The 21,742-nt window shown below is 71.4% G+C and carries 20 protein-coding genes; 7 read left to right on the forward strand and 13 right to left on the reverse strand.

The genetic code is table 11. The features are described from left to right. Positions 1–32: 32 nt before the first annotated feature. Complete coding sequence (locus J2S22_RS01725) at positions 33–1,208, reverse strand: MFS transporter (RefSeq protein WP_272776025.1); 1,176 nt, start codon at positions 1,206–1,208, stop codon at positions 33–35. Then, entirely contained in the window at positions 1,205–1,774 is a 570-nt protein-coding gene (locus J2S22_RS01730; RefSeq protein ID WP_370878160.1) for a GNAT family N-acetyltransferase, read from the reverse strand. Before J2S22_RS01730 ends, J2S22_RS01725 begins: the two co-directional genes overlap by 4 nt. A gap of 102 nt (positions 1,775–1,876) precedes the next feature. Here J2S22_RS01730 and J2S22_RS01735 point away from each other — a divergent pair, with 102 nt between their 5' ends. Together J2S22_RS01735 and J2S22_RS01740 are read left to right on the forward strand one after the other, a co-directional pair. Beyond that, positions 1,877–2,818, forward strand: a complete 942-nt coding sequence (locus tag J2S22_RS01735; RefSeq protein WP_272776026.1) for a LysR family transcriptional regulator — start codon at positions 1,877–1,879, stop codon at positions 2,816–2,818. A 147-nt stretch (positions 2,819–2,965) separates the two neighbouring features. After that, a complete protein-coding gene (locus J2S22_RS01740) occupies positions 2,966–3,457 on the forward strand; it encodes a response regulator (protein WP_272776027.1) in 492 nt (163 codons plus the stop codon). 12 nt (positions 3,458–3,469) lie between these two features. Here J2S22_RS01740 and J2S22_RS01745 read toward each other — a convergent pair whose 3' ends face one another. The 8 genes from J2S22_RS01745 to J2S22_RS01780 all read right to left on the reverse strand — a co-directional run bounded on the left by J2S22_RS01745 (position 3,470) and on the right by J2S22_RS01780 (position 12,829). Further along, a complete protein-coding gene (locus J2S22_RS01745; protein ID WP_272776028.1) occupies positions 3,470–4,441 on the reverse strand; it encodes a Bug family tripartite tricarboxylate transporter substrate binding protein in 972 nt (323 codons plus the stop codon). A gap of 236 nt (positions 4,442–4,677) precedes the next feature. Next, positions 4,678–6,210 (reverse strand): UbiD family decarboxylase, encoded by a 1,533-nt coding sequence (locus J2S22_RS01750; RefSeq protein ID WP_272776029.1) that lies wholly within the window; start codon positions 6,208–6,210, stop codon positions 4,678–4,680. A 168-nt stretch (positions 6,211–6,378) separates the two neighbouring features. Continuing rightward, complete coding sequence (locus tag J2S22_RS01755) at positions 6,379–7,725, reverse strand: MFS transporter (RefSeq protein WP_272776030.1); 1,347 nt, start codon at positions 7,723–7,725, stop codon at positions 6,379–6,381. Between the two features lie 37 nt (positions 7,726–7,762). Continuing rightward, positions 7,763–8,257, reverse strand: a complete 495-nt coding sequence (locus J2S22_RS01760) for a (2Fe-2S)-binding protein (RefSeq protein ID WP_272776031.1) — start codon at positions 8,255–8,257, stop codon at positions 7,763–7,765. 87 nt (positions 8,258–8,344) lie between these two features. After that, entirely contained in the window at positions 8,345–10,639 is a 2,295-nt protein-coding gene (locus J2S22_RS01765; protein WP_272776032.1) for a xanthine dehydrogenase family protein molybdopterin-binding subunit, read from the reverse strand. Next, a complete protein-coding gene (locus tag J2S22_RS01770) occupies positions 10,636–11,505 on the reverse strand; it encodes an FAD binding domain-containing protein (protein ID WP_272776033.1) in 870 nt (289 codons plus the stop codon). The genes J2S22_RS01765 and J2S22_RS01770 overlap by 4 nt, the downstream gene beginning before the upstream one ends. Further along, positions 11,502–12,023 carry an SRPBCC family protein gene (locus J2S22_RS01775; protein ID WP_272776034.1) on the reverse strand — a complete coding sequence of 174 codons (522 nt, stop codon included), beginning with the start codon at positions 12,021–12,023 and terminating at the stop codon, positions 11,502–11,504. The genes J2S22_RS01770 and J2S22_RS01775 overlap by 4 nt, the downstream gene beginning before the upstream one ends. Further along, entirely contained in the window at positions 12,020–12,829 is an 810-nt protein-coding gene (locus tag J2S22_RS01780; protein WP_272776035.1) for an alpha/beta fold hydrolase, read from the reverse strand. Before J2S22_RS01780 ends, J2S22_RS01775 begins: the two co-directional genes overlap by 4 nt. Before the next feature lie 301 nt (positions 12,830–13,130). Here J2S22_RS01780 and gcvA point away from each other — a divergent pair, with 301 nt between their 5' ends. Next, a complete protein-coding gene (gene gcvA, locus J2S22_RS01785; protein ID WP_272776036.1) occupies positions 13,131–14,117 on the forward strand; it encodes a transcriptional regulator GcvA in 987 nt (328 codons plus the stop codon). Positions 14,118–14,127: 10 nt separating this feature from the next. Here gcvA and J2S22_RS01790 read toward each other — a convergent pair whose 3' ends face one another. From J2S22_RS01790 to J2S22_RS01800, 3 genes are all read right to left on the reverse strand, one after another. Further along, entirely contained in the window at positions 14,128–15,204 is a 1,077-nt protein-coding gene (locus J2S22_RS01790) for a SphA family protein (protein ID WP_272776037.1), read from the reverse strand. A gap of 167 nt (positions 15,205–15,371) precedes the next feature. Continuing rightward, on the reverse strand, positions 15,372–16,304 hold the full coding sequence (locus J2S22_RS01795) for an AraC family transcriptional regulator (RefSeq protein WP_272776038.1): 933 nt from the start codon (positions 16,302–16,304) through the stop codon (positions 15,372–15,374). Positions 16,305–17,030: 726 nt separating this feature from the next. Next, positions 17,031–17,321, reverse strand: coding sequence for a hypothetical protein (locus tag J2S22_RS01800; protein WP_272776039.1), 291 nt, complete (start codon positions 17,319–17,321; stop codon positions 17,031–17,033). A 407-nt stretch (positions 17,322–17,728) separates the two neighbouring features. On the opposite strand from J2S22_RS01800, the gene J2S22_RS01805 reads away from it, so the two are divergent. The 4 genes from J2S22_RS01805 to J2S22_RS01820 all read left to right on the forward strand — a co-directional run bounded on the left by J2S22_RS01805 (position 17,729) and on the right by J2S22_RS01820 (position 21,742). Further along, on the forward strand, positions 17,729–18,568 hold the full coding sequence (locus tag J2S22_RS01805; protein ID WP_272776040.1) for a GntR family transcriptional regulator: 840 nt from the start codon (positions 17,729–17,731) through the stop codon (positions 18,566–18,568). Then, positions 18,565–19,797, forward strand: a complete 1,233-nt coding sequence (locus tag J2S22_RS01810) for an ABC transporter substrate-binding protein (RefSeq protein ID WP_272776041.1) — start codon at positions 18,565–18,567, stop codon at positions 19,795–19,797. The genes J2S22_RS01805 and J2S22_RS01810 overlap by 4 nt, the downstream gene beginning before the upstream one ends. Before the next feature lie 86 nt (positions 19,798–19,883). Beyond that, positions 19,884–20,756: a branched-chain amino acid ABC transporter permease gene (locus J2S22_RS01815; RefSeq protein WP_272776042.1), complete on the forward strand. Its 873-nt coding sequence runs from the start codon at positions 19,884–19,886 to the stop codon at positions 20,754–20,756. Then, complete coding sequence (locus J2S22_RS01820) at positions 20,753–21,742, forward strand: branched-chain amino acid ABC transporter permease (protein WP_272776043.1); 990 nt, start codon at positions 20,753–20,755, stop codon at positions 21,740–21,742. Before J2S22_RS01815 ends, J2S22_RS01820 begins: the two co-directional genes overlap by 4 nt.

A 21,742-nucleotide genomic window follows, 5' to 3' on the forward strand; every position in this document is an offset into this window, starting at 1 on the left:
GCGCGCGCGACGCGGTGCACCTCGCCGATCGGTCAGTCGGTCCGGCCGAACCGCACCAGCATCGCGGCCGAGCAGGCGAGCCCGATGCAGCCCAGCACCGCCGATGCGATCAGCGCGGCAGCGGCGCCATAGGCGTCGATCACGGCCGCATAGGCGACCGGCGCCACCGCCGAGACGAAGAAGCTGGCGGTCATCAGGCGGCCGACCAGGGCCCCGTAGGTGCGGGGATCGAACAGCACCAGCGGCTGCGTCCCGCGCACGATGGTGAGCAGGCCGTTGCCGGCCCCGTAGGCCAGCGCGAACACGGCCGCCGCGAGCGGCGCCACGCCGCCGAGAAGACCCACCATGAACCCGAGCGGCAGCAGCGCGGCGGCCAGCGTGCCGAGCCGAAGCGGATCGGTGCGGGCGCCGAGCAGCACCTCGGCGAGCCGCGCCGCCGACTGGCCGATGCCGCGCAGCGTCGACAGCCACACGGCGAGGCCGGCGGCGAGGCCGAGCCCCGCTATCATGCCGATCATATGGGCCGACAGGCCGGCGGCCAGGAAGGACGTCACCGTGACGCCGGTGCCGTACAGCAGGGCCGCGATCCGGAAGTCGCGCGGCGTGGCGGCGCGCGGGGCAGGGGCGGCCGCGCCTTCGGCCGGCCGGTCGATCGCCCGCGTGTCCGGGATCGCGCGGTGGATCGGCACGGTGGCGAGCGCGAACAGCGCGTAGCCGAGCGCGGCGCCACGCCAGCCGAAGACGTCGGCGAGCGTGGCGCCGATCGGCCAGAACACCGTCGAGGCGAGGCCGCCGAGCAGGGTGATCTGCGAGATCGCCGGTCGCGCCGCGCCGCCGCCGATCCGCACCAGGGCCGCGAAGGCCGCCTCGTAGAGCGTCATCCGCATGGCGAGGCCGAGGCAGGCCCAGGCGGCGAGATAGGAGATCGGACCGGCCGTGGCGGCGAGCCCGGCGCAGCCGAGCGCCGCGAGGAGCGAGCCGGCCGTCATGATGCGGGCGCCGCCCAGCCGGTCGACGGCGCGGCCGACCGGGGCGGAGGCGAGGCCCATCACCACCAGGGCGAGGGCGAAGCCGCCGTGCACGGCGGTCCGCGACCAGCCGAGATCGGCCGCCATCGCGTCGCCGAGCACGCCGACCAGGTAGTAGGTGACGCCCCACAGCACGAGCTGCGCGGCGCCGAGCGCCGCGACGAGGTTTCGCGTGATCACGGCGCGTGCGCCGCCGGGGGCGTTCGGTCGCCGTCGCCGAGCGGGCGCTGCATCAGCACGGTGTCGAGCCAGACGCCGTGCTTGAAGCCCACCGCCCGCAGCACGCCGACGAGACGGAAGCCGGCGTGCTCGTGCAGCCGGATCGAGGCGCGGTTCTCCGAATCGCCGATCACCGCGACCATCTGGCGGAAGCCGCGGGCCGCCGCCTCGTCGATCAGCCGCGCCAGCAGGGCGCGGCCGACGCCGCGGCCCTGCTGGTCTGGCGTGACATAGACCGAGTTCTCCACCGTGCCGGCATAGGCGGGACGAGACCGGTACGGGCCCGCATAGGCGTAGCCGACGATCGCGCCGGCGCTCTCGGCGACCAGGTAGGGAAAGCCGCCGCCGACCAGCACGTCGCGCCGCCGCGTCATCTCGGCGAGGTCGGGCGGCTCGAGCTCGAAGCTGGCACGGCCGTGGCGGACCGCGGCGGCGTAGATGGCGGTGACGGCGGGAAGGTCGGCGGCGGCGCAGTCGCGCAGCCGCAGCGACGCGGACGACGACACGGACGGAAGCGGAGCGGACACGGATTCCTCGCAGGCCCCGCGGCGGGGCGAAGGCGATCTTGCATCCGCGGCGTCTCCAATGGAAGCTTATGCAGCTTATGCATCCGATAAGGAATGCTCGGGATGAAGGGTGTCACGCTCGACCAGCTCCGCACCTTCTGCGACGTCGCCGCGCTCGGCAGCTTCTCGGCCGCGGCGGAGCGCGCCGGCCTGACCCAGCCGGCGGTGAGCTTGCAGATCCGCATGCTGGAGCGGCGGCTCGGGGTGCGGCTGATCGAGCGGCTCGGCCGCCGCGCCCAGCCGACGCCGGCGGGGCGCGACCTGCTCCTCCATGCCGGCCGCATCGGCGACGAGTTCGCCGAGGCTCTCGCGGCGCTGGCGCCGCACCGGGCCGGAACGGTGGGCCGCGTGCGGATCGGCACCGGCGCGACCGCCTGCATCTATCTCCTGCCGTCGCTCCTGCGGGCGCTGCGGCGGCGCCTGCCGGGCCTCGAGATCACGGTCGAGACCGGCAACACCGACGTCATCCTCGACCGGCTCGCCGCCAACGCGCTCGACGTCGCCCTCGCCACGCTGCCGATCAGCGGCCGCAGCTTCCACTTGGGGCCCGTCTACGAGGACGAGCTGGTCGCGGTGGCGCCGCCCGGCACGGCGCTGCCGCCGCGCGTCGGCGCCGCGCTGCTCGCCGACAAGCCGCTGGTGCTCTACGAGGCCGGCGGCAGCACCCGCCGGGTGATCGACCGCTGGTTCGCCCGTGCCGGCCGCACGCCGAAGCCGGTGATGGAGCTCGGCAGCGTCGAGGCGATCAAGGAGCTGGTCGGCGCCGGCCTCGGCTGGGCCGTGCTGCCGCGGCTCGCCGTCTCGGCAGCCGAAGGGCGGGGCCGCGTCGTGGTGCGCCCGCTGTCGCCGCGGCTGAGCCGGACGCTCGCCGTGGTGCTGCGGCGGGACAAGCGGCTCGACCGCGGGCTGCGCGCCGTGGTCGACGCGCTGTCGGGGCTGGCGTCCGACGGGGTGTCGGCGCCGGCGCGGCGGCCGCGCGGCGCGGCGCCGCGAACCGGCGGCTGAGCCGGCGGGAGGGGGCGCCGGTCTTCCTTTCGAAGGCGTTGCAGGAAATGCGCGAATGAGGCCGACTTTCTCCGATCGAATTAAGCGGATGTTTGCACGGGCGGCGGTAGACCGGGCCTCGTCCAACCCAGAACCGGGAGATCGGACATGCTCGATCTGGCCCGCGGCCCCAGCCCCCGCCCGCCCTTCGGTCCGGCCCTCGCTGCCCCCGCAGCCGCGGCTCCCGCCGCCGCCCTCGGCGTGCTGGTGATCGACGACGATCCGGTCCACCGCATGGTGCTGTGCAAGACCGCCGAGCGGGCCGGCTTCGTGCCGACGCCGGCCGCCTCGTTCGGGGCGGCCGTGGCGTGCCTGCGCCGTGGCTCGTATTCGGCGATCACGCTCGATCTCTCGCTCGGGACCCGCAACGGGCTCGACGTGATGCACGCCCTCGTGGAGATGGGGTGCCGCACCCCGATCGTCATCGTCAGCGGGTCCAACGCGGCGATGCGCAGCGAGACTGCGTCGATGGCAGCGCTGATGAGGCTCGACGTGCGCGAGGCGCTGCCGAAGCCCGTCGACCTCACGCTGCTGCGCCAGCTGCTGGTCCGCATCCGCCAGACGGCCGAGGCGGGCGCGACCGCTCCGCTCCCGGCCTGATCCCGGCGCTCCTCACTGGCCGATCGTGATGCCGCCCTTGCGGATGATGTCGCGCCAGGTGGCGACCTCCGACGAGATGAACCTGGCCGCCTCGTCCGGGCCTAGCATCACCGGCTCGGCGCCGAGCTCGACGTAGCGGGCGCGTAGCTCCGGGTCCTTCATGGCGGCGTCGTGCTCCTTCTGGAGCCTGGCGACGATCTCGGGCGGCGTGCCGCGCGGCGCCATCAGGGCGAACCAGCTGCCGGCCTTGTAGTCCGGCAGGCCGGACTCGGCGACCGTCGGAACGTCGGGCAGGGCGGGCATCCGCTTGTCGCCGGTCACGGCGAGGGGCTTGATCTGGCCGGCGCGGACGCCGGCGAGCACGTTGGGCAGGAGCTGGAAGCCGAGCTGGGTCTCGCCCGAGATCAGGTCGGCCGACATCTGCGGTCCCGCCCGGTACGGCACGTGGACGATCTGGGCGCCGGTGATCTGCTCGAAGCTCACCCCGGCGAGATGCTGCGAGCTGCCGATGCCGACCGAGCCGTAGTAGAGCGACTTGGGGTTCGCCTTGGCGTAGGCGACGAGCTCCTTCAGCGAGTTCGCCGGCACCTTCGGGTTGACCACGATGACGTTGGGCAGCACCACGCTGAGCGTGACCGGGGCGAAGTCCTTCTCCGGGTCGTAGCCGAGATTGGGCATCAGCGTCTTGTTGACGGCGAGCGGGCCGGAGCCGGCGTAGAGCAGCGTGTAGCCGTCGGGCGCCGCGTTGGCGACCACCTGGCTGCCGATGTTGCCGCCGGCGCCCGGGCGGTTGTCGACGACGAAGCGCTGGCCGATCGTGTTGCTCATCCGCTCGAGCACGACGCGGGCCAGCACGTCGCTGGCGCTGCCGCCGGCGAACGGTACGATCACGGTGATCGGCCGGGTCGGGTAGGGATCGGCGGCAAATGCCGTCGTAGCCGTGATCGTGAAGGCCGCAACCGCGGCAACAAGTGTCCTCGTCATGGTCGCTTCTCCCTGAAACCGAGCCGGCGGAGTCTTGGGCCCCGTCCGGCGTGTGAGATCCAACAAAGGTCCCTGCTTCTCCGTCATTGCCGGGCTCGACCCGGCAATCCATCACGCTGTGAAAGATGCTCTTTGTCCGAAGGGATGGATGCGCGGGTCGAGCCCGCGCATGACGAGTCTGAGCGTGCGACGACCGCCATGACGAATCGCCGTGCGCCGGCCGATGCTCCTCGCGATCACGGCTTCTTCACCGTCCCCGGCAGGCCGTAGTCCGCCCAGCGCCGGCCGACGGCCTCGAGCTCGTCCCTGGCCGGCCACACGGTCGGCGGGAACCGGGCGCCGCCGAGATCGGGATCGGGGTCGTAGTCGAGGTTGATGGTGGCGTCGATCAGCAGCCGGTTCCACTTGCCGGTGCCGAACAGCGCGGCGTTGCGGTCGCGCCGCCGGGTCGACGGGTCGAGGCCGGCCCCGAAGGTCGACGGCATGATCACCACGTCGTCCTCGCCGGCGTTGACCCGGTAGGCGATCGCCCAGTCGACGGCCGCGTAGTCGTGGATGTCGATGTCGTCGTCGACCACCGTGATGTGCTTGTAGCGCACATGCGCGGCCGACGAGCCCCAGATGGCATTGGCGGCCTGCTTGGCCTGGCCGCGATAGCTCTGCTTCATCTGGATCAGCAGATTGATGCCGGCGTGCACGGGCGGGCACCACACGTCGGTGATGCCGGGCACGCCGGCGCGGTCGAGCACGTTCCAGGCGGTGGCGGCCCGCATGATCGAGCTGCAGACGGCGTTCTCGGAGAAGCTGCCGGGCAGCGAGCCCTCGATGGTGCCGCGCAGGATCGGATCGTCGCGATGGGTGATCGCCGTCACTTTGATGGTCGGCTTGGGCGAGCGGTCGCCGGCGACGTAGCCGGTGAACTCGGCGAACGGCCCCTCCATCACGTAGGTCGCCGGATCGAAGTCGATGTAACCCTCGATGACGATCTCGGCCGTCGCCGGCACGTAGAGATCGACGCTCTCGCACTTGACGAGATCGACCGGCGCGCCCCGGATGGCGCCCATCACGTCGTACTCGCAGGTGCCCTTGGCGATCGGCGCGCCGCCGCAGAAGCCGAGCGTCGGCTCCCAGCCGATCGCCACGGCGACCGGCATGCGGGTGTGGCCGGCCTGCTCCCAGGCGGTCATGTGCTGGCCGATGTTCTGGGCCCGCCACAGCAGGACCGGGATCTGGTCGCGGCTCGCCACCATGCCGCGATAGATGCCGACATTCATCACGTTCGTGTTCGGGTCCTTGGTGACGACGCCGCCGTAGGTGAGCAGATAGCGGCCGCCGTCGACCTTGTTCCAGAACGGCGACGGGAAGTCCCACAGGTCGATCGCGTCGCCCGTCACGATGTTCCGCTTCACCGGGCCGGTGTCGACGATGCGGGGCGGGATGCTGCCGGTCAGGATGCTGCGGCCGATCTTGACGAGCTCGCGCGGATGGGTGTCGGGCGACAGCCCGAGCATCATGGCGACGCGCCGGTAGCTGGCGAGGCCGCCGCCGAAGATCGTCCCGCAGCGGGCGCCGGCGCCGTCGTAGTCCTTGATGCGCTCGAACAGCAGCGCCGGGCCGGTGCCGGGTCCCTGCGCGAGCCGCAGCACGGTGCCGAGCTCGATGTTCCAGTCGACCTCGGTCGTCACGCGATGCAGCTCGCCGGCCGCCTCCAGTGCCGCGATCCATCCCCTCATGTCGCCATAGGCGACCGGCGTACGCTCGACTGTCATTCCTTCACCTCGCATCTCGGCCGGAGGAATCTCCTCCCGCCGTCGTTCCGGAAGCCGACCGCAGGTCGGCTGTCCGGAATCCATAGCCCCTGTCCGTGTGCATGGATTCCGGGCTCGCCGCTTCGCAGCGCCCCGGAATGACCGAGGCCGATGTTAACGCACTCGTTCTCACTCCGGCAGCGGCTTGCCCCTGGTCTCTGGCAGGAACGGCGCCACCGCGAGGCCGAGCAGGTAGATCGAGGCCAGCACCATGGCGGCCTTTCCGAAGCCGCCGAACGCGACGATCATGCTGCCGGCGAGCAGCGGCCCCAGGAAGGCGATGAAGCGGGGCGCGTTGAACGCGAAGGCGAGCGCCGTCGCCCGCATGCGGGTCGGGTAGAGCTCGGGCAGCCACACCGGCATCCAGGTGTACTGGCCGTTGGAGAAGATCGCGTTCAGGTAGGCGAACAGGAGCAGCAGCTTCAGGTCGGTGGTGCCGAAGAACAGTAGCGGCGTCAGCGCCAGCGCGATGGCGAAGAACGCCATGGTGACGACCTTGCGGCCGAGCGCGTCGGCCAGGAAGCCGAACGCCACGTATCCGGTGATCGAGCCGGCCGTGTAGGCCATGCCGGCGTAGCTCGCCCACTGGGCCGCCTGCAGGCCGGCCTGCTGGGCCGTCGACCCGACGAAGGGCGGCACCCAGGTCGAGATGCTCCAGAAGCCGACCGTGGTGGTGAGCGACATCAGGAACACGATCACGGTGCGACCGCGCGTCTCGCGGTCGGTGAACAGGTCGTGCAGCGTGAACTTGGTGAGCTGCTCCTCGCCGGCCGACAGGCGGGCGCCGGCGCGGCGGCTCGCCTTGGCGGCGGCGCGGCGGCTGTTCGCCGCCTCCCACCGCTCCGATTCCGGAATCGAGCGGCGGATCCACAGCGTCACCAGTGCCGGCAGGACGCCGATCAGGTACATCCAGCGCCACGAGTCGGGGCCGAGCGGGGCGACGAACAGCCACACCAGCGAGGCGATGAAGAAGCCGATGCCGAGCCCGCACTGCATCAGCCCGGCGCCCTTGCCGCGGGCGCGATCGGGCCACATCTCGGCCATCATGGAGGAGCCGGTCGCCCACTCCGAGCCGACCGCGATGCCGACCAGGAAGCGCAGGATCGCGAAGGACCACCAGTCCCAGGCGACCGCCGACAGGCCGGTCATCACCGAATAGGCCAGGATGGCGAGGACCATCATCCGCTTGCGGCCGATGTAGTCGGCCGCGATGCCGCCCAGCATGCCGCCGATGCCCCAGCCGAGCAGATTGATGGCGATGACGGTGCCGATGTAGAACGGAATTTGCGCGTGCAGCGACGGATCGAGGAGCTGGCGCATCGCCGGCCCGGCCGTGAGAATCAGCGCGTAGTTCTCGAAGCCGTCGAACAGCCAGCCCAGATTGGCGGCCAGCAGCGTGTTCCACTGGCGGCGATCGAGGCTCCTGTACCAGGGGCCTTCGCCGGAAGTGCCGAGCGTCGTCGGTTGCACCGTCACGGTCGTCTCCTCGCCTTTTTTGATTGTGGGGATCGCATCATGCCGCCGCGGAGGCGCGCATGCGGGAGGCCGCGCTCTTCACGGCGCGTATGATCTCGGGATAGGCGGCGCAGCGGCACAGATTGCCGGCCAGGAAGTCGCGGATCTCGCCCTCGCTCGGGTTCGGGTTGCGCTCCAGCAGCTGGTGCGTCATCAGCACGAAGCCCGGCGTGCAGAAGCCGCACTGGAAGGCGCCCTCGTCGATGAAGGCCTGCTGCACCGGGCTGAGCGCGCCGCCTCGGTCGAGACCCTCGACGGCGTCGACGCGCCTGCCGTCGACGAGCTGGGCCAGCGTCAGGCAGCCCGACATCGCGACGCCGTCGACCAGCACGGTGCAGCAGCCGCACAGGCCCTGGCCGCAGCTTTCGCGCGCCCCGAAATGATCGAGCCGGCGCAGCAGGTCGACGAGATCGAGATGGCTCTCCACCGTCGTCGTCACGGGCCGGCCGTTGAGCGTGAACCTGATTGTCCTGGCGGTCTCGGACGCGTCCATGGTGATCGGGACTCCTGAAAGGGCGTTACATCCTGGGCCGTCATTCCGGGGCGCGCCGAAGGCGCGAACCCGGAATGACGGATGCTCTCATTTGGCGTCCGTGCCCGTGTTGCCCTCCGCCTCGCGCAGCGCCCGGAACACCGCCTCGGGCGACAGGGGCAGGGCGGTGAGGCGGATGCCGACGGCATCGTGGATGGCGTTGGCGATCGCCGGCGACACGCCGAACGTGGCGCTCTCGCCGACTCCCTTGGCGCCATAGGGGCCGCTGTGCTGCTCGGCCTCGGTGATCAGGCTCTCGATCTCGTCCGGCACGTCGTGCATGCCGGGGATCTTGTAGTCGGCGAGCGAGGCGTTGGTGACCTGGCCGCCGTCGAGATCCATGTTTTCGAACATGGTGAAGCCGAGCTGCATCAGCGCCGCGCCGGAGATCTGGGTCTCGACGATCTTCGGGTTGAGCGGCCGGCCGACGTCGCAGGCGTTGACCATGCGCAGGATCCGCACGTGCCCGGTCTCGGTGTCGACCTCGATCTCGACCCCGGTGCCTCCGACCATCCAGAACGGCGTCACGTTGTCGGAGAGGCCGGTCTCGGGGGCCGGGGACTTGTAGTCCGGGATGTAGGTGCCGACCCCGATGATGTTGCCGGCCTGCATGCCGTACTTCTTCTTGAACAGGTCGGCCGGGCCGTAGTTGCTGCCGGGCGGCAGGCCGAGGCTCTTGGCCAGCGCCTCGATCTGGTCGCGGGCGTGCTCGGCGGCGAGCTTGACGGCGTTGCCGGCGTGGAAGGTCGAGCGCGAGCCGAGCGTCGCCATGTCGTAGGGCGTCACGTCGGTGTCGGGATGGACGACCTTCACGTCCTCGGTGCGCAGCGCCAGCGTCTCGGCGACGATCTGGGCCATCGCCGTGTCGGAGCCCTGGCCCATGTCGACGGTCGAGAGATAGAGGTTGGCGCTGCCGTCGGCGGCGACGTTGACGATGGCGACCGAGGTGGTCGGCGCGATCGACGCCTTGAAACCGACCGCGATGCCGCGTCCGCGCTGCGTCGTGCCGCTGCCGCGGTCGAACGGCTTGTCCCAGTCCATGCGTCTGGCGATGTCGTCCAGCACGCCTTCGATGGCGGCGTCGCGCAGCACCGTGCCGGTCGCCTGCGGCCGGCCCTCGCGCAGGATGTTGCGGCGGCGGAACGCGACCGGATCGACGCCCAGCCCGCGGGCGATCAGGTCGGTGTGGCTCTCGTAGGCCCAGACGAGCTGCGGGATGCCGAAGCCGCGCAGCGCGCCGGCCGGCGGCCGGTTGGTGTAGAGCGCGTAGGAATCGATCGCGACGTTGTCGATGTCGTAGGGGCCCGGCGCCGTGAAGCCCGACTTCTGGGTGACGCGCGGGCCGATGTCGGCATAGGCGCCGCCGTTCCAGAACACCTCGCAGCGCCGCCCGGTGACGTGGCCGTCCTTGACCGCGCTTGCGATGCGGAACGTGCTGGCGTGCTTGGTGATGGTGTAGAACTGCTCCTCCATGGTGAGCGACCACTTCACCGGCCGCCTCGTGAGCAGGGCGAGGCACGCCACCAGCGCCTCGAGCTTGATGTAGAGCTTGGCGCCGAAGCCGCCGCCCAGATACGGCACCTTGACGCGCACCCGGTTCTCCGGCCAGCCGAGCAGGCGGGCGATCTCGATGCGCACGAAGCTCGGGCTCTGCGACGCCGTGTGAATGGTCAGCGCGTCGTCGCCCGGCTCGGCGAGCGACACCATCGGCTCGAGCGGCGTGTGCATCACCTGCTGGGTCTTGAACTCGTGCTCGAACACCCGGTCGGCGGCCGCGAAGGCGGCGTCGACGTCGCCGCGGCGCAGCCGGTAGTCGAGCGCGACGTTGGTGTCGCGCCGGCCGACCAGGTGCTTGAGGTCCGGGAACGTGCCGGCCGGCTTCAGCACCTCGTGGACGACAGCCGTCGAGGTCATCGCCTCGATCTCGTCGAACACCGGCTCCATCGGCTCGTACTCGACGACGACGAGTTGGGCCGCCTCGGCCGCGACATACGGATCCTCGGCCAGCACCGCGACGACCGGCTCGCCGACGTGGCGGACCTTGTCGATCGCCAGCACCGGCTGGTCGTGAAAGGCCGGGCCGTACCAGGGATCCGGCACGACGGTGCGGATGTCGTCTGCCGTCACCACCCGATAGACGCCCTCCAGCGCCTCGGCGGCCGCGGTGTCGATCGACAGAATGCGGCCGTGCGGCACGGTCGAGCGCACGACCTTGGTGTGCAGCATGCCGGGGACGACCAGATTGTGGACATACTCGGCGCGGCCCGTGACCTTGCGGCGCGCCTCGAGCCGCGGCACCGAGCGGCCGACCTGACCGGCCGGCAGGGGGCGATGGATGGTCATGACACGGCTCCGTCGTTGACCGCCTGGGCGAGGGCGCGCTTCAGGTGGACGCGCAGGAGCTGGGCCTTGTAGTCGGCCGAGCCGCGCGCGTCCTCGACCAGCTCGACCTCCGCCACGGCGGCGTCGGCGGCGCGGGCGAAGGCCGTTCCGTCGGCGGCGGCGCCGACGAGGGCGGCCTCGGCGCCGGCGAGGCGAGTGAGCTTTTCGGTCGCGGCGGAGACGACGAGGCGCGCCTCGGCGATCACGCCGCCGGCGCGGCGCAGCGACACCGCGACGCCGAGCGCCGGCCAGTCGTCGGCCGAGCGGGTCGTGCATTTGAGATAGGCCGAGGTCCAGCCGCGCTGGCTCGGCAGCTCGACCTCGGTGATCAGCTCGCCGCGCCCGAGCACGGTCTCGTAATAGCCGGAGAACAGGTGCTCCACCGCGACCTCGCGCGTGCCCTGCGGGCCGGCGATCGCGACGCGGCCGCCGAGCGCCGCCAGCACGGGCGGCAGGTCCATGTGGGGGTCGCCATGGGCGAGGTTGCCGCCGACGCAGGCGACGTTGCGCACCCGCACGTTGGCGAGGCGCTTCATCGCGCCGGCGATCACCGGGGCGACCCGGATCACATCCGCCGAGTGCTCGACCGCGGTGAGGGTCGCCATGGCGCCGATGCGCAGGCCGCCGTTCGGGCCCGCCGCGATCGCCGCGTGGGCGGCGCCGATGCGGCCGAGATGGACGAGTCGGCTCGGCCGGAACACACCGGTCTTCATCATCAGCATCAGGGCGGTGCCGCCGGAGAACGGCCGCACCCTGTCGTCGTCGGTGTCGAGGAGCGCGATCGCCTCGGCGAGCGACCCCGGATGGACGAGCTCGAATCCTCTCACGCGCGCGCCTCCGTCGCAGATCCCGCGGCGCCGGCACCGCCGCCCGGGCCGCCGTCGCCTCCCTGGCCGGCGTCGCCGGCCGCGAACTTGTCGTTGAGGTTCTTCACGAAGGACTTCTCCATGTCCTTCGCCTTGGCCTTGAGGACCGGCTGGCCGATGCTGCCGAGCTTGCCGGCGAGCGCCACGTCGATCTCGTAGGCGACGGCGGTGCCGTCGGCGGCGTCGGAGAGGGTCGCCGCGGCCGTCGAGGTGAGGCGGCCGACGACGCCGATCGGCGTGCCCTCCGCCCTGGCGACGATGCGCTCGGGCGCCACCTTTTCGACGAAGCTCACCTCGACCGCGAACTTGAACTTGATGTAGGCGATCCGGGTCTCCAGCGTCGCCGTGTAGCGCCCGTCGTCGACGGCGACCAGGTCGCGCACGCCGTCGACGCAGGAGGCGAAGAACTGCGCGTCGTTGAGCCGGTCGTAGACGACCGCGCGCGGCGCCGGCACCGTGAACGCACCGGAGAATTTCATCGGGCGGCCTCGATCAGCATGCGCAGCTCCGCCGCGATGCGGTCCGGGTTGTCGAGCGGGGTGAGATGGCGGCCGCCGGCGATGACCGTCAGGGTCGAGCCGGCGATGCCGGCGTGCAGCGCCTCCGCCATGGCGGGCGGCGTCGCGTAGTCCTCCTCGCCGACGACGATGCGGGTCGGCACCGCGATGCCGGGCAGGGCGGCGCGCAGGTCGGCGGCGCCGAGCATGCGGCAGGTCTCGGCATAGGCGGCGATGTCGTTCTTCAGGAAGGTGTCGACGGTGTGCTGCACCACGTCGGGGTGACCGGCCCGGAAGGCGTCGCCGAACCAGCGCGTGGTCTGGAAGCCGACCAGCGCGGCGAGACCGTCGGATTTCGCCTTGCCGGCCCGCTCGGCCCATTGCTGCGGCGCCTCGGCGCCGTACCAGGCGGTGGTGTCGATCAGGCCGAGCCCCTTCGTCCGCTGCGGGTGCCGCGCCGCGAAGGCGAGCGCGACGCAGCCGCCCATCGAGGCGCCCGCCACCACGGCCGAAGGCCAGCCGGCGCGGTCCATCAGGTCGGCGAGGTCGTCGCCGAACTGCTCGACCGTGTAGGGGCCGGCCGGCTTGCCGGAGGCGCCGTGGCCGCGGCAGTCGAAGGTGAGGAGGGTGGCGGCGTCGCCGAGCCGGGCGACCACCGGCTCCCAGAAGGCATGATCGGCCGCCAGCGAATGAACGAGCGCGACCCGGCCGGGGCCGGTTCCGTCGATCCGGTAGAACAGCTCGGTTCCGTCGCGCACGGCGGCGCGACCTGCGGTGCAGGCCTGCACGTTTTCTCTCCCCTGTGATCCGCGCTCTTGTCGGCGCGGTTCGCGGCCCGAGCGGCGAGGCGCGGGCCGCGGAACGGGCCGCCGGCGCGGCGATGCGCGACGGCGGTGTCGAGGGGAGTAGACCGCCGCGACCCGGACCCGACAAACGAAAGCTTTTCAGCGGGCCATTAATTTTTCTAATCTGAAGGTCCGACGGACCGGAGGGTCGGCCGGTCCGAAGGGCCGCGCGTGCACACCCCGGTATGCATGCAAGGCTCGCGCGCGGCCGAGGGGCCCGCCATCTTCGTCGCGGAGTGTCACGATGTTGCGGCGTCTTCCGTCGATGTCCGGGCTGCGCGCCTTCGAGGCGACGGCCCGGCACCTGAGCTTCACCCAGGCGGCCACCGAGCTGAACCTCACCCAGGGCGCGGTGAGCCACCAGATCAAGAACCTGGAGGACATGCTGGGGCTGAAGCTGTTCGTGCGCGACGGCAACGCCATCCGGCTGACCGAGGCGGGGCAGGAGTATCTCACCTCGGCGCGCGCCGTCATCACCGAGCTGATGGTGGCGACCGACCGCGCCATCGACCGCCAGCGCGGCGACGTGCTCACCGTCGCCTGCCTCGGCACTTTCGCGATCAAGAGCCTGATCCCGAACCTCGCCGACTTCATCGACCGGCATCCGAGCATCGGGCTGCGCGTCCGCACGCTGGTGCCGCTGATCGAGATGGACCCGCAGGACTACGACGTCTCGATCCAGTACGGCACCGGCGCCGACTGGCCCGGCATGGTGGCGCACAAGATCGGCGCCGAGGAGCTGTTCCCGGTGTGTGCGCCGTCGCTGCTCGCCGCCGGCCGCGGCCTGTCGTCGCCCAAGGATCTGGCGCGCTGCACCGTCATCCGCACCGCCTCGCCGCTGATCCTGCGCGACGACTGGCCGCTGTGGCTGGAAAAGGCCGGCGTCTCCGGCATGAGCTTCGCCGCCGAGATCACCTGCGACCTTCTCTATCCGTCCTACCAGACCGCCATCGAGGGGCTGGGGGTCGCGATGGGGCGCAGCTCGGTCGTCAAGGGCGACATCGAGCGCGGCCGCCTGGTCGAGCCGTTCGCCATCCGCCTGCCGTCGTCGCTCGGCTACTACGTCGTTACCGGCGCCGAGCGCGCCAAGCTCGCCAAGGTGAAGCTGTTCACCGACTGGGCGCTGGAGCGCCTGCGCGCCGCCACCGCCATGCCGGCGGCCGGCGCCGCGCCGCATCCGAGGCCCCGCGCGGCGGCGGCGCCGGCCCGCCCTCGGCGCCGCGCCTCGTAGCGCCCCGGCCTCACTTGAGGGCGAGGCGTCGGCCCGGCGCGGTGGCCGGCGGCGGCGCGGCGGCCGGGGTGAGGGCCAGGGTGAGCCACACGTTCCAGCCCTCGGGTCGGTGCTCGGCCTCGAACTCCCTGTAGGCCTTCAGGTTCAGATAGCCCTGGATCTCGCCCATCGGGACGACATAGCCGATCTGGGCGCCGACGCTCATGACCCGCGACTCGAAGCAGCCGACCCGGTCGCCGGCGCCGCTGTCGCAGGAGAGCTGCTGATACAGATAGCCGACGAGTCCGAGCTGGAGCTGCCTGGTGACGAACTGCGAGGCACCCCAGTCGAGATGGAAGTCGACGCCGTTCCGGTATTGCGTGTCGGGATTCTCGAAGTTGTAGGTCAGGCCGGCGACGGCCGAGAACTCGTGCCCGGTGGCCGGATTGAAATAGGTGTAGCCGAAGCCGCCGTCGATCGCGCCGTGGCCGATGCCGAGATTGGCGATGCTCCTCGGGTCGTAGCTGCCGACTGGGATGTCGCCCGTGACATAGGCCATGGTGTTGTGGACGCCGGCGTTCCAGCGCAGCGTGAACTGCGGATAGAGGTCGCCGACCCCGGTGTCGGCCTCGCCGATGCCGTAGAAGCGCGAGCCCGAGATCGCGAACGGGCCGACGAGCGCGGTCGCGTTCAGGAATGCGTCGATCGAGGTGGCGTTGCGTCCCGTCACCGTCATCAGGCCGATGGTGGCCTGACCGCCGAGCACCGGTGAGGCGAACGTGTAGGACGGGATGACGATGGCGAGGTCGGCCTTGCCGGTCAGGCTCGCCTCGACATTGGCCGCGACCGTGACGGGCAGTCGGCCGGCGCCGATCTCGCGGGCGCGGGCGACGCCGCCGCCGGCCGTGACGGTCGTGTGATAGTAGATCGAGGTGAGCGAGAAGCCGGGCTGCAGCGGTGCCGCCGCGAGGCTGCCGAAGATGCCGGGCAGCCAGAAGCTGATGCCGCCCTCGTCGGCCCGGGCCGGTCCCGACGGCAGCGCGAGAAGTGCGGCCGCGACGGCTGCTGCGAGGTGTGCGATGCCTCGACGGCGCGCTGTTCCGGACATGTCGTCCTCCCCGATCGGCCATACCCCGTGAACGTCGACCGTAGCGGGGCCGCCGCCGACGACTATGCAGATCCGGCCAGGGCGCCGCGCAGCGGGCGTTTCGGCAGGGTTGTGGCCGACCGACAACAGTCGCGGGGGTGGCGCCGGCGGGCGCTGCGACGGCCGCCTCAGCGCAGGGCGCCGTCGAGGCGCCGCATCGTCTGCGACGGCAGCTCGCCGAACAGCGTCCGGTAGGTCATGGCGAAGCGGCCGAACTCGGTGACGCCGTGGCTGGTGAGCACGTCGGTCACCAGGCGGCCGCGCGCCAACGGATCGAGCAGCGCGGCATGCACGCGGTTGAGCTGGCGGACCTTGAGATAGCGGGCCGGCGGCATGCCGTACACGGCCCGGAAGGCGCGCCGCAGGGTGCGCTCGCACACCCCGGCCGCGGCGCAGAGATCGACGAGCGCCGGCATCGGCGCGGCGTCGTCCTGGCCGCCGCCCGCCAGGGCCCGCTGGACGATTCCATGGTGGTGCGGCGCGGCCTCGCGCGGGCCGCCGAGGCTCGTCACGATCGCTTCGACCAGCGCCTCACGCACCGCCGCGGCGGCGAGGTGAGCGTGCTCCGGTCGCGTCTGCGCGCCGGGCCCGAGCGGGGCCGCCGCGACGGCGTTCAGGATCCGCCCGAACGCGGCGGCGTCCGCCGCGACCAGCGACGCCCGCGCCTGCTCGGTGTGGCCACCGAGCCGGTCGGCCTCTGACGGCGTCACGGTGGTGAGCGGCAGCGTGACCGAGATCCAGCTGTGCGGCACGGCGTTGCTGAAGATGAACGCACTGCCCGGCGGCAGCACCGCGATGCCGTGGCGCGCGACCGGCATGCCGTTCAGCGAGACGGCGTGGCGGTCGAGCGAGCTCTGCATCACGAAGATCACGACACCGGGCTGCGCGACGAGCCCGTCGGCCACCATGCCGGCACCGCAGCGCCCGTGCTGGATCACGAGGTCGCCGCACAGACCGTTGCGCACCGACCATTCGGGCTGGCCGCGCCCGGTCAGCAGGAAGCGAACCTCCGCCTCGCGGACCGCGCGGGCGAAATCGATGAAGGCCGACGACGAGGACACGGCGACGCGATCCGTTTAGGCCGAGCTGACTAATGCATCATGCGGTGGGCCGCAGAGCCGCCGGGCATCGTCCGAACCGGCGTCACGGCCGCCCGCTCCACCACAATTCCTCGGTGATCGGCATAGCCGTTTCCGGTGCGCGCTCCGATCACAAGCCCGGCATCGAGCAGCCTGCGCCACAGGTTTGTCCGGTCCTGCATATTGCGCGGCGATCCGGGGCGTTAGCGTTCGAACGGAGATGTGCGTTCGGGCGGCGAAGGCCGACCCGGCCGGGGGTCGTCGCGGCATGCGCCTCGTGACCGACACGTACGACGCGCCATGGAAGCTCGCCGCGCAGGGCGAGCCCGACGTCCATGCGTTGGCGAAACCGCAGGCGCGCACTGCGGTTTCGACTGCACGCATCGCTTCTACTTGCTTTCACCTCACGAAGGAGGCCGTCCCGACGGGACGGAGCGCGGCGGACTGGGTCGCGGCGTGATCGACGCCGCGACCCTCGAGCGCGTCGCGGCATCGTGCATCGCCGGCCCAGGTCGTGTTCGGTTCCGCCACGTCGGAGCGCCTGCCGGCCTTCTGCCGGACCTGCGGCCGTCTGACCGGCTGCCGGGGCGAATGCCCGCGCGACCGGCCGATCCGCGCGTCCTCGGAGGCTTCTCGACGGGACAGAATTTGAGGCTTCATCTCCGCGCGCTCGCCCGCGCGCGAGCCGGTTCCTGTCCGACGGCGTGATCAGGACAGTCGCAGCGGGCCGTCCGACCGGGTCGACACGCTCAGCCGGTGATGCTCCGCGCCTTCCCGCACCGGGACGGCGAGCTCGTTGTCGGCATCGTCCGAGACGATGATGGTCGCCTTCACGGTCAGCCACCAGGCGTCGGCCCGGACCAGCTCGAAGGCGATCGACTGCGCTTCCTGCACCGCGTCGGCGTCGGACGCGAACCGCCCGTCGAGCTCGTTCTCGAGCCGCCGATCGTTGACCAGCAGACGAAACGAATAGCGACGTCCACCCGGTCCGCGCGGCATCGGCTTCCCCCCGAAACACCCTCGTTCGACAGGCTAGCATCGTTCGTCCGCAGCCGGGCCTTCGGATGATTCCGAAGGCCGCCGGACCTGCCTACCGTCCTGGCACGGCGGCCCCGGGACGTCGGGCCGCGTCCCGGGGCGTGGCCCCGGGCATCGCGCCGGCGCCGATCCGAGCGGACAGATAGGACAGATCCTGTTTGGCGAGGCGCGGCGAGGCGCCGCAGCTTTGAGCACGATGGCGCACATAATCGCAGGAAATGGCCAGGCACCGGGCGACCGTGCCCGTCATATCGGCAGTCGCCGCGTTGACAGAAGCTGTCTGCTTTTTGATACAATTAGGCCGTGGTGGCGCCCCTACGGCGGCCGCCGAACGCCGCTGGTCGCGCGGCCGAACCCGGAGCATCGCCTTGACGGCCGCGGTCGAGCTTCTCAAGACACGCCGGCTCTATCTGCTGCTGCGCGACCGCATCGTCACCGGCGCGGTGGGGCCGGGCAGCCGGCTGCCGAGCGAGCCGGCGCTGGCGCAGGAGCACGGCGTCTCCCGCGTCACGGTGCGCCGTGCCCTCGATCTCCTCGCCGAGGAAGGGCTGGTGCGGCGCCGGGTCGGCTCCGGCACCTTCGTCGAGGATCCGCCGGCGTCGCGGCCGATCGTCGCCGACTTCTCCAACGTGCTCTCCAATCTGATCGAGATGGGGCGCGCCACCGCCGTCAAGCTGCTGTCCTTCGCCTATGTGGCGCCGCCGGCCTCGATCGCCGAGCCGCTCGGCCTGGAGCCGGGCGAGCGGGTGCAGCGCTCGGTGCGGGTGCGGCTGATCGACGGGCAGCCGTTCTCCTATCTGACCACCCACGTCCCCGAGCGCATCGGGCTCACCTATTCGGAGCGCGATCTCGCCACCATTCCGCTGCTCGAGCTGATGGAGCGCTCCGGCATCGTCGCCGAGCGGGCCACCCAGTCGATCAGCGCCACGCTGGTCGGCCCCGAGACGGCGGCGGCGCTCGACCTCGCGCCGGGCTCGCCCGTGATCTCGCTGACCCGTGTCGTCTACGAGCCGTCGGGCCGCGGCGTCGAGCACCTGCACGCGCTCTACCGGCCCGACCGCTACGCCTTCCAGATGGACTTCGTCCGCACCGACGTCGCCGGCGCCCGCCGGTGGACGCCGACCGTGGTGCAGGCGAGCCGGACTGCCTCCTCGCCTCGTCCTTCCCGTCCGAAGCGGACCGCCAGCCAGAAAGGGACCCGCCCATGACATCGTCCGACCACCGGCGCGATGCCTCGCTCTCGCGTCGCGCACTCCTGCAGGCCGGCGCCGCCGGCGCGGCCCTGATCGCGGCACCGGCGGTGCTGCGGGCCCAGGCCCCGGCCGTGAAGCTCGGCATCATACAGCCGGTGACCGGCGCGCTCGCCGAGGCCGGCGAGCTCGGCCGCCTCGGCGCCGAGCTGGCGATCGCCGACATCAACGCGGCCGGCGGCCTGAAGGCGCTCGGCGGCGCCAGGATCGAGATGGTGTTCGCCGACAACCGGTCGAACCCCGAGGCCGCGGCCCAGGAGGTCGAGCGGCTGCAGGGCGAGAAGGTCGCGGCGATCGTCGGCGGCTTCGGCAGCGGCCTGTGCATGACCGCGACCCAGGCGGCGGCCCGCTACGACCTGCCGTATCTGGTCGATGTCGGCGTCGCCGACTCGATCACCACGCGCGGCCTCAAGAACACCTTCCGCATGGCGCCGAGCTTCAGCATGGCGACCTCGGTCGCGCTGAAGAACCTCGTCACCCTCAACGACGCGGCCGGCAAGCCCGCCAAGACCGTGGTGATCGTGCACGAGGACGGCCTGTTCGGCTCCGGCCTCGCCAAGCTGCTCGGCACCGAGCTGCCCAAGCTCGGCTTCGAGGTGCTGGAGACGATCTCGCACCCGACACCGGCGCGCGACATGTCGAACATCGCGCTGCGCATCCGCTCGCTCAAGCCCGACCTCGTCATCCCGTCGAACTACTACGGCGAGTTCGTGCTGCTCGCGCGCACCATGCAGCAGCAGCGCATCCGGCCGAAGGCGATCTACGCGATCTTCGGCGGCGCCGCCTCGAGCCTGCGCTTCGTCAAGGAGTTTCCGCAGGCCGCCGACGGCATCATCGACTGCAACCACTGGCACGATCCGAAGAACCCGCGCTCCGCGGAGATCCGCAGGCGCACCGAGGCGGCCGGCAAGTCCTACGTCTACAATGTGCCGCTCAACTACTCGGCCGTGACGTTGATGGCGGAGGCGATCGAGGCGGCGGGCAGCGTCGAGTCGGCCAAGATCCTCGAGGTCCTGTCGAGCCGCGATTTCGGCAGCGGCGTGATGCCCTACGGCCGCTCGAAGTTCGTCGAGGGCCAGAACGTCAGCGCGCTGCCGCTAAACACCCAGATCCAGGACAACGACGTGAAGGTGATCTATCCGGACGCCTTCGCCCAGGTGAAGCCGGTCTTCCCGCTGAAGGCCTGATCCCGCGCGCGGCGACCTCGCCGCCCCGACATGCCCCGCGGCGGAGCCTCGCTCCGCCGCCCCACCCCGCGCGACGGCGGAGGCCGATGTACTCGACCGAGATCGTGCTCGAGGCCGTGCTGAACGGCCTGCTGACCGGCGGCGTCTACGCGCTCGTCGCGCTCGGCCTCACGCTCGTCTACGGCGTGCTGCACATCATCAACTTCGCGCACGGCGCGCTGCTCACCTGCGCCATGTTCATGGTGTGGGCGGCGTGGGCGTGGCTCGGCATCGACCCCTACGCGGCCGTGCTGGTCGTCGGCCCGCTGATGTTCGGCCTCGGCTACGGCATGCAGCGGCTCGTGATCGGCCCGGCGAGCCGGCACGACGACGGCAACATCCTCCTGGTGACGCTCGGCCTCGCCATCGTGCTGGAGAACGCGTTGCTCGCCGGCTTCAAGTCCGACACCCGCACGGTCGCCACCGACTACGCCCTCGAGGTGGTGTCGATCGGACCGCTGCTGCTGTCGCAGCCGCGCCTGGTCGGATTCGCCGTGACGATCGTGATGACGGCGCTCCTGTGGCTGGTCCTCAACCGCACCGACATCGGCAAGGCGATCCGCGCGGTCGCCCGCGAGAAGACCGGTGCGCGCCTCGTCGGCATCGACGTCGACCACGTCTACGCGGTGACGTTCGGCATCGGCTGCGTCTGCCTCGCGGTCGCCGCGAGCCTGCTGATGCCGACCTTCTACGTCAATCCGCGCATCGGCGGCGCCTTCGTGCTGGTCGCCTTCACCATCGTGGTGCTGGGCGGGATGGGCTCGGTGGTCGGCGCCCTGCTCGGCGGGCTGCTCATCGGCGCGGTCGAGAGCCTGTCGAGCCTCTATCTCGGCGACAGCCTCGGCCAACTCGGCATCTTCCTCATCTTCATCGTGGTCCTGCTCGTGCGGCCCACCGGCCTGTTCGGAGCGCGCGTATGACCGCGACCGACCTTCTGCGCCCGCTCCTCGTCGTCGCGGTGTTCGCCGTGGTGCCGTGGCTCGGCGTCTCCAACGCGACGCTGAACTTCCTCGTCTACATGCTGATCGTCGCGCTCGCCGCGCAGGGCTGGAACATTCTCGGCGGCTTCGGCGGCCAGTACTCGTTCGGCCACGCCGCGTTCTTCGGCACCGGCGCCTACGCGACCGCGATCCTGCAGGTGCAGCTCGGGGTCAACGCCTGGGTCGGCCTCGTCTGCGGCGTCGCCGCCGGCGTCGCGGTCGGGCTGTTCGTCGGGTTCCTGTCGTTCCGGTCCGGGCTGCGCGGCTCGTACTTCGCGCTGGTGACGCTCGCTTTCGCCGAGGTGTTTCGCGTCGTCGCCAACGCAGCCGGGTTCACGGGCGGCGCGGCCGGCCTGCTGATCAGGCTCGAGCCCGGCGTCGCGACCCTGCAGTTCGCCGATCGCCGCATCACCTGCATGCTGGTGCTCGGCTTCGTCGGCCTCGGTCTCGTCATCTCCACCTGGCTGACCCGCTCGCGCTTCGGCGCGCATCTGATCGCGGTGCGCGAGAACGAGCAGGCCGCCGAGGCGCTCGGCGTCGATCCCATGCGGGTGAAGCTCGGCGCCATCGCGCTGTCGGCCGCCCTCACGGCGCTCGCCGGCTGCCTCTACGCGCAGTACTTCCTGTTCATCGACGCGACCATCGCCTACGGCCCCTGGATCTCGGTCGAGGCGCTGCTGGCGCCGCTGGTCGGCGGCGCCGGCACGGTGTTCGGGCCGCTGATCGGGGCGCTGGCGCTGCACGGGCTCGGCGAGGCGACCAAGGGCATCGCCGGCAGCGTGCCGGGCATCGATCTCGTCGTCTTCGGCGTGGTGCTGATCCTCGTCATCGCCTTCCTGCCCGGCGGCCTGATGGGCGGCCTCGCGCGGCTCGCCGGCCGCCTGCGCACCATCGCGCGCGGCCGCCGGCCCGCGGTGGAGGCCTGA

The sequence above is a fragment of the Rhodoplanes tepidamans genome (assembly GCF_030813915.1).
Classification (GTDB): Bacteria; Pseudomonadota; Alphaproteobacteria; order Rhizobiales; family Xanthobacteraceae; genus Rhodoplanes; species Rhodoplanes tepidamans.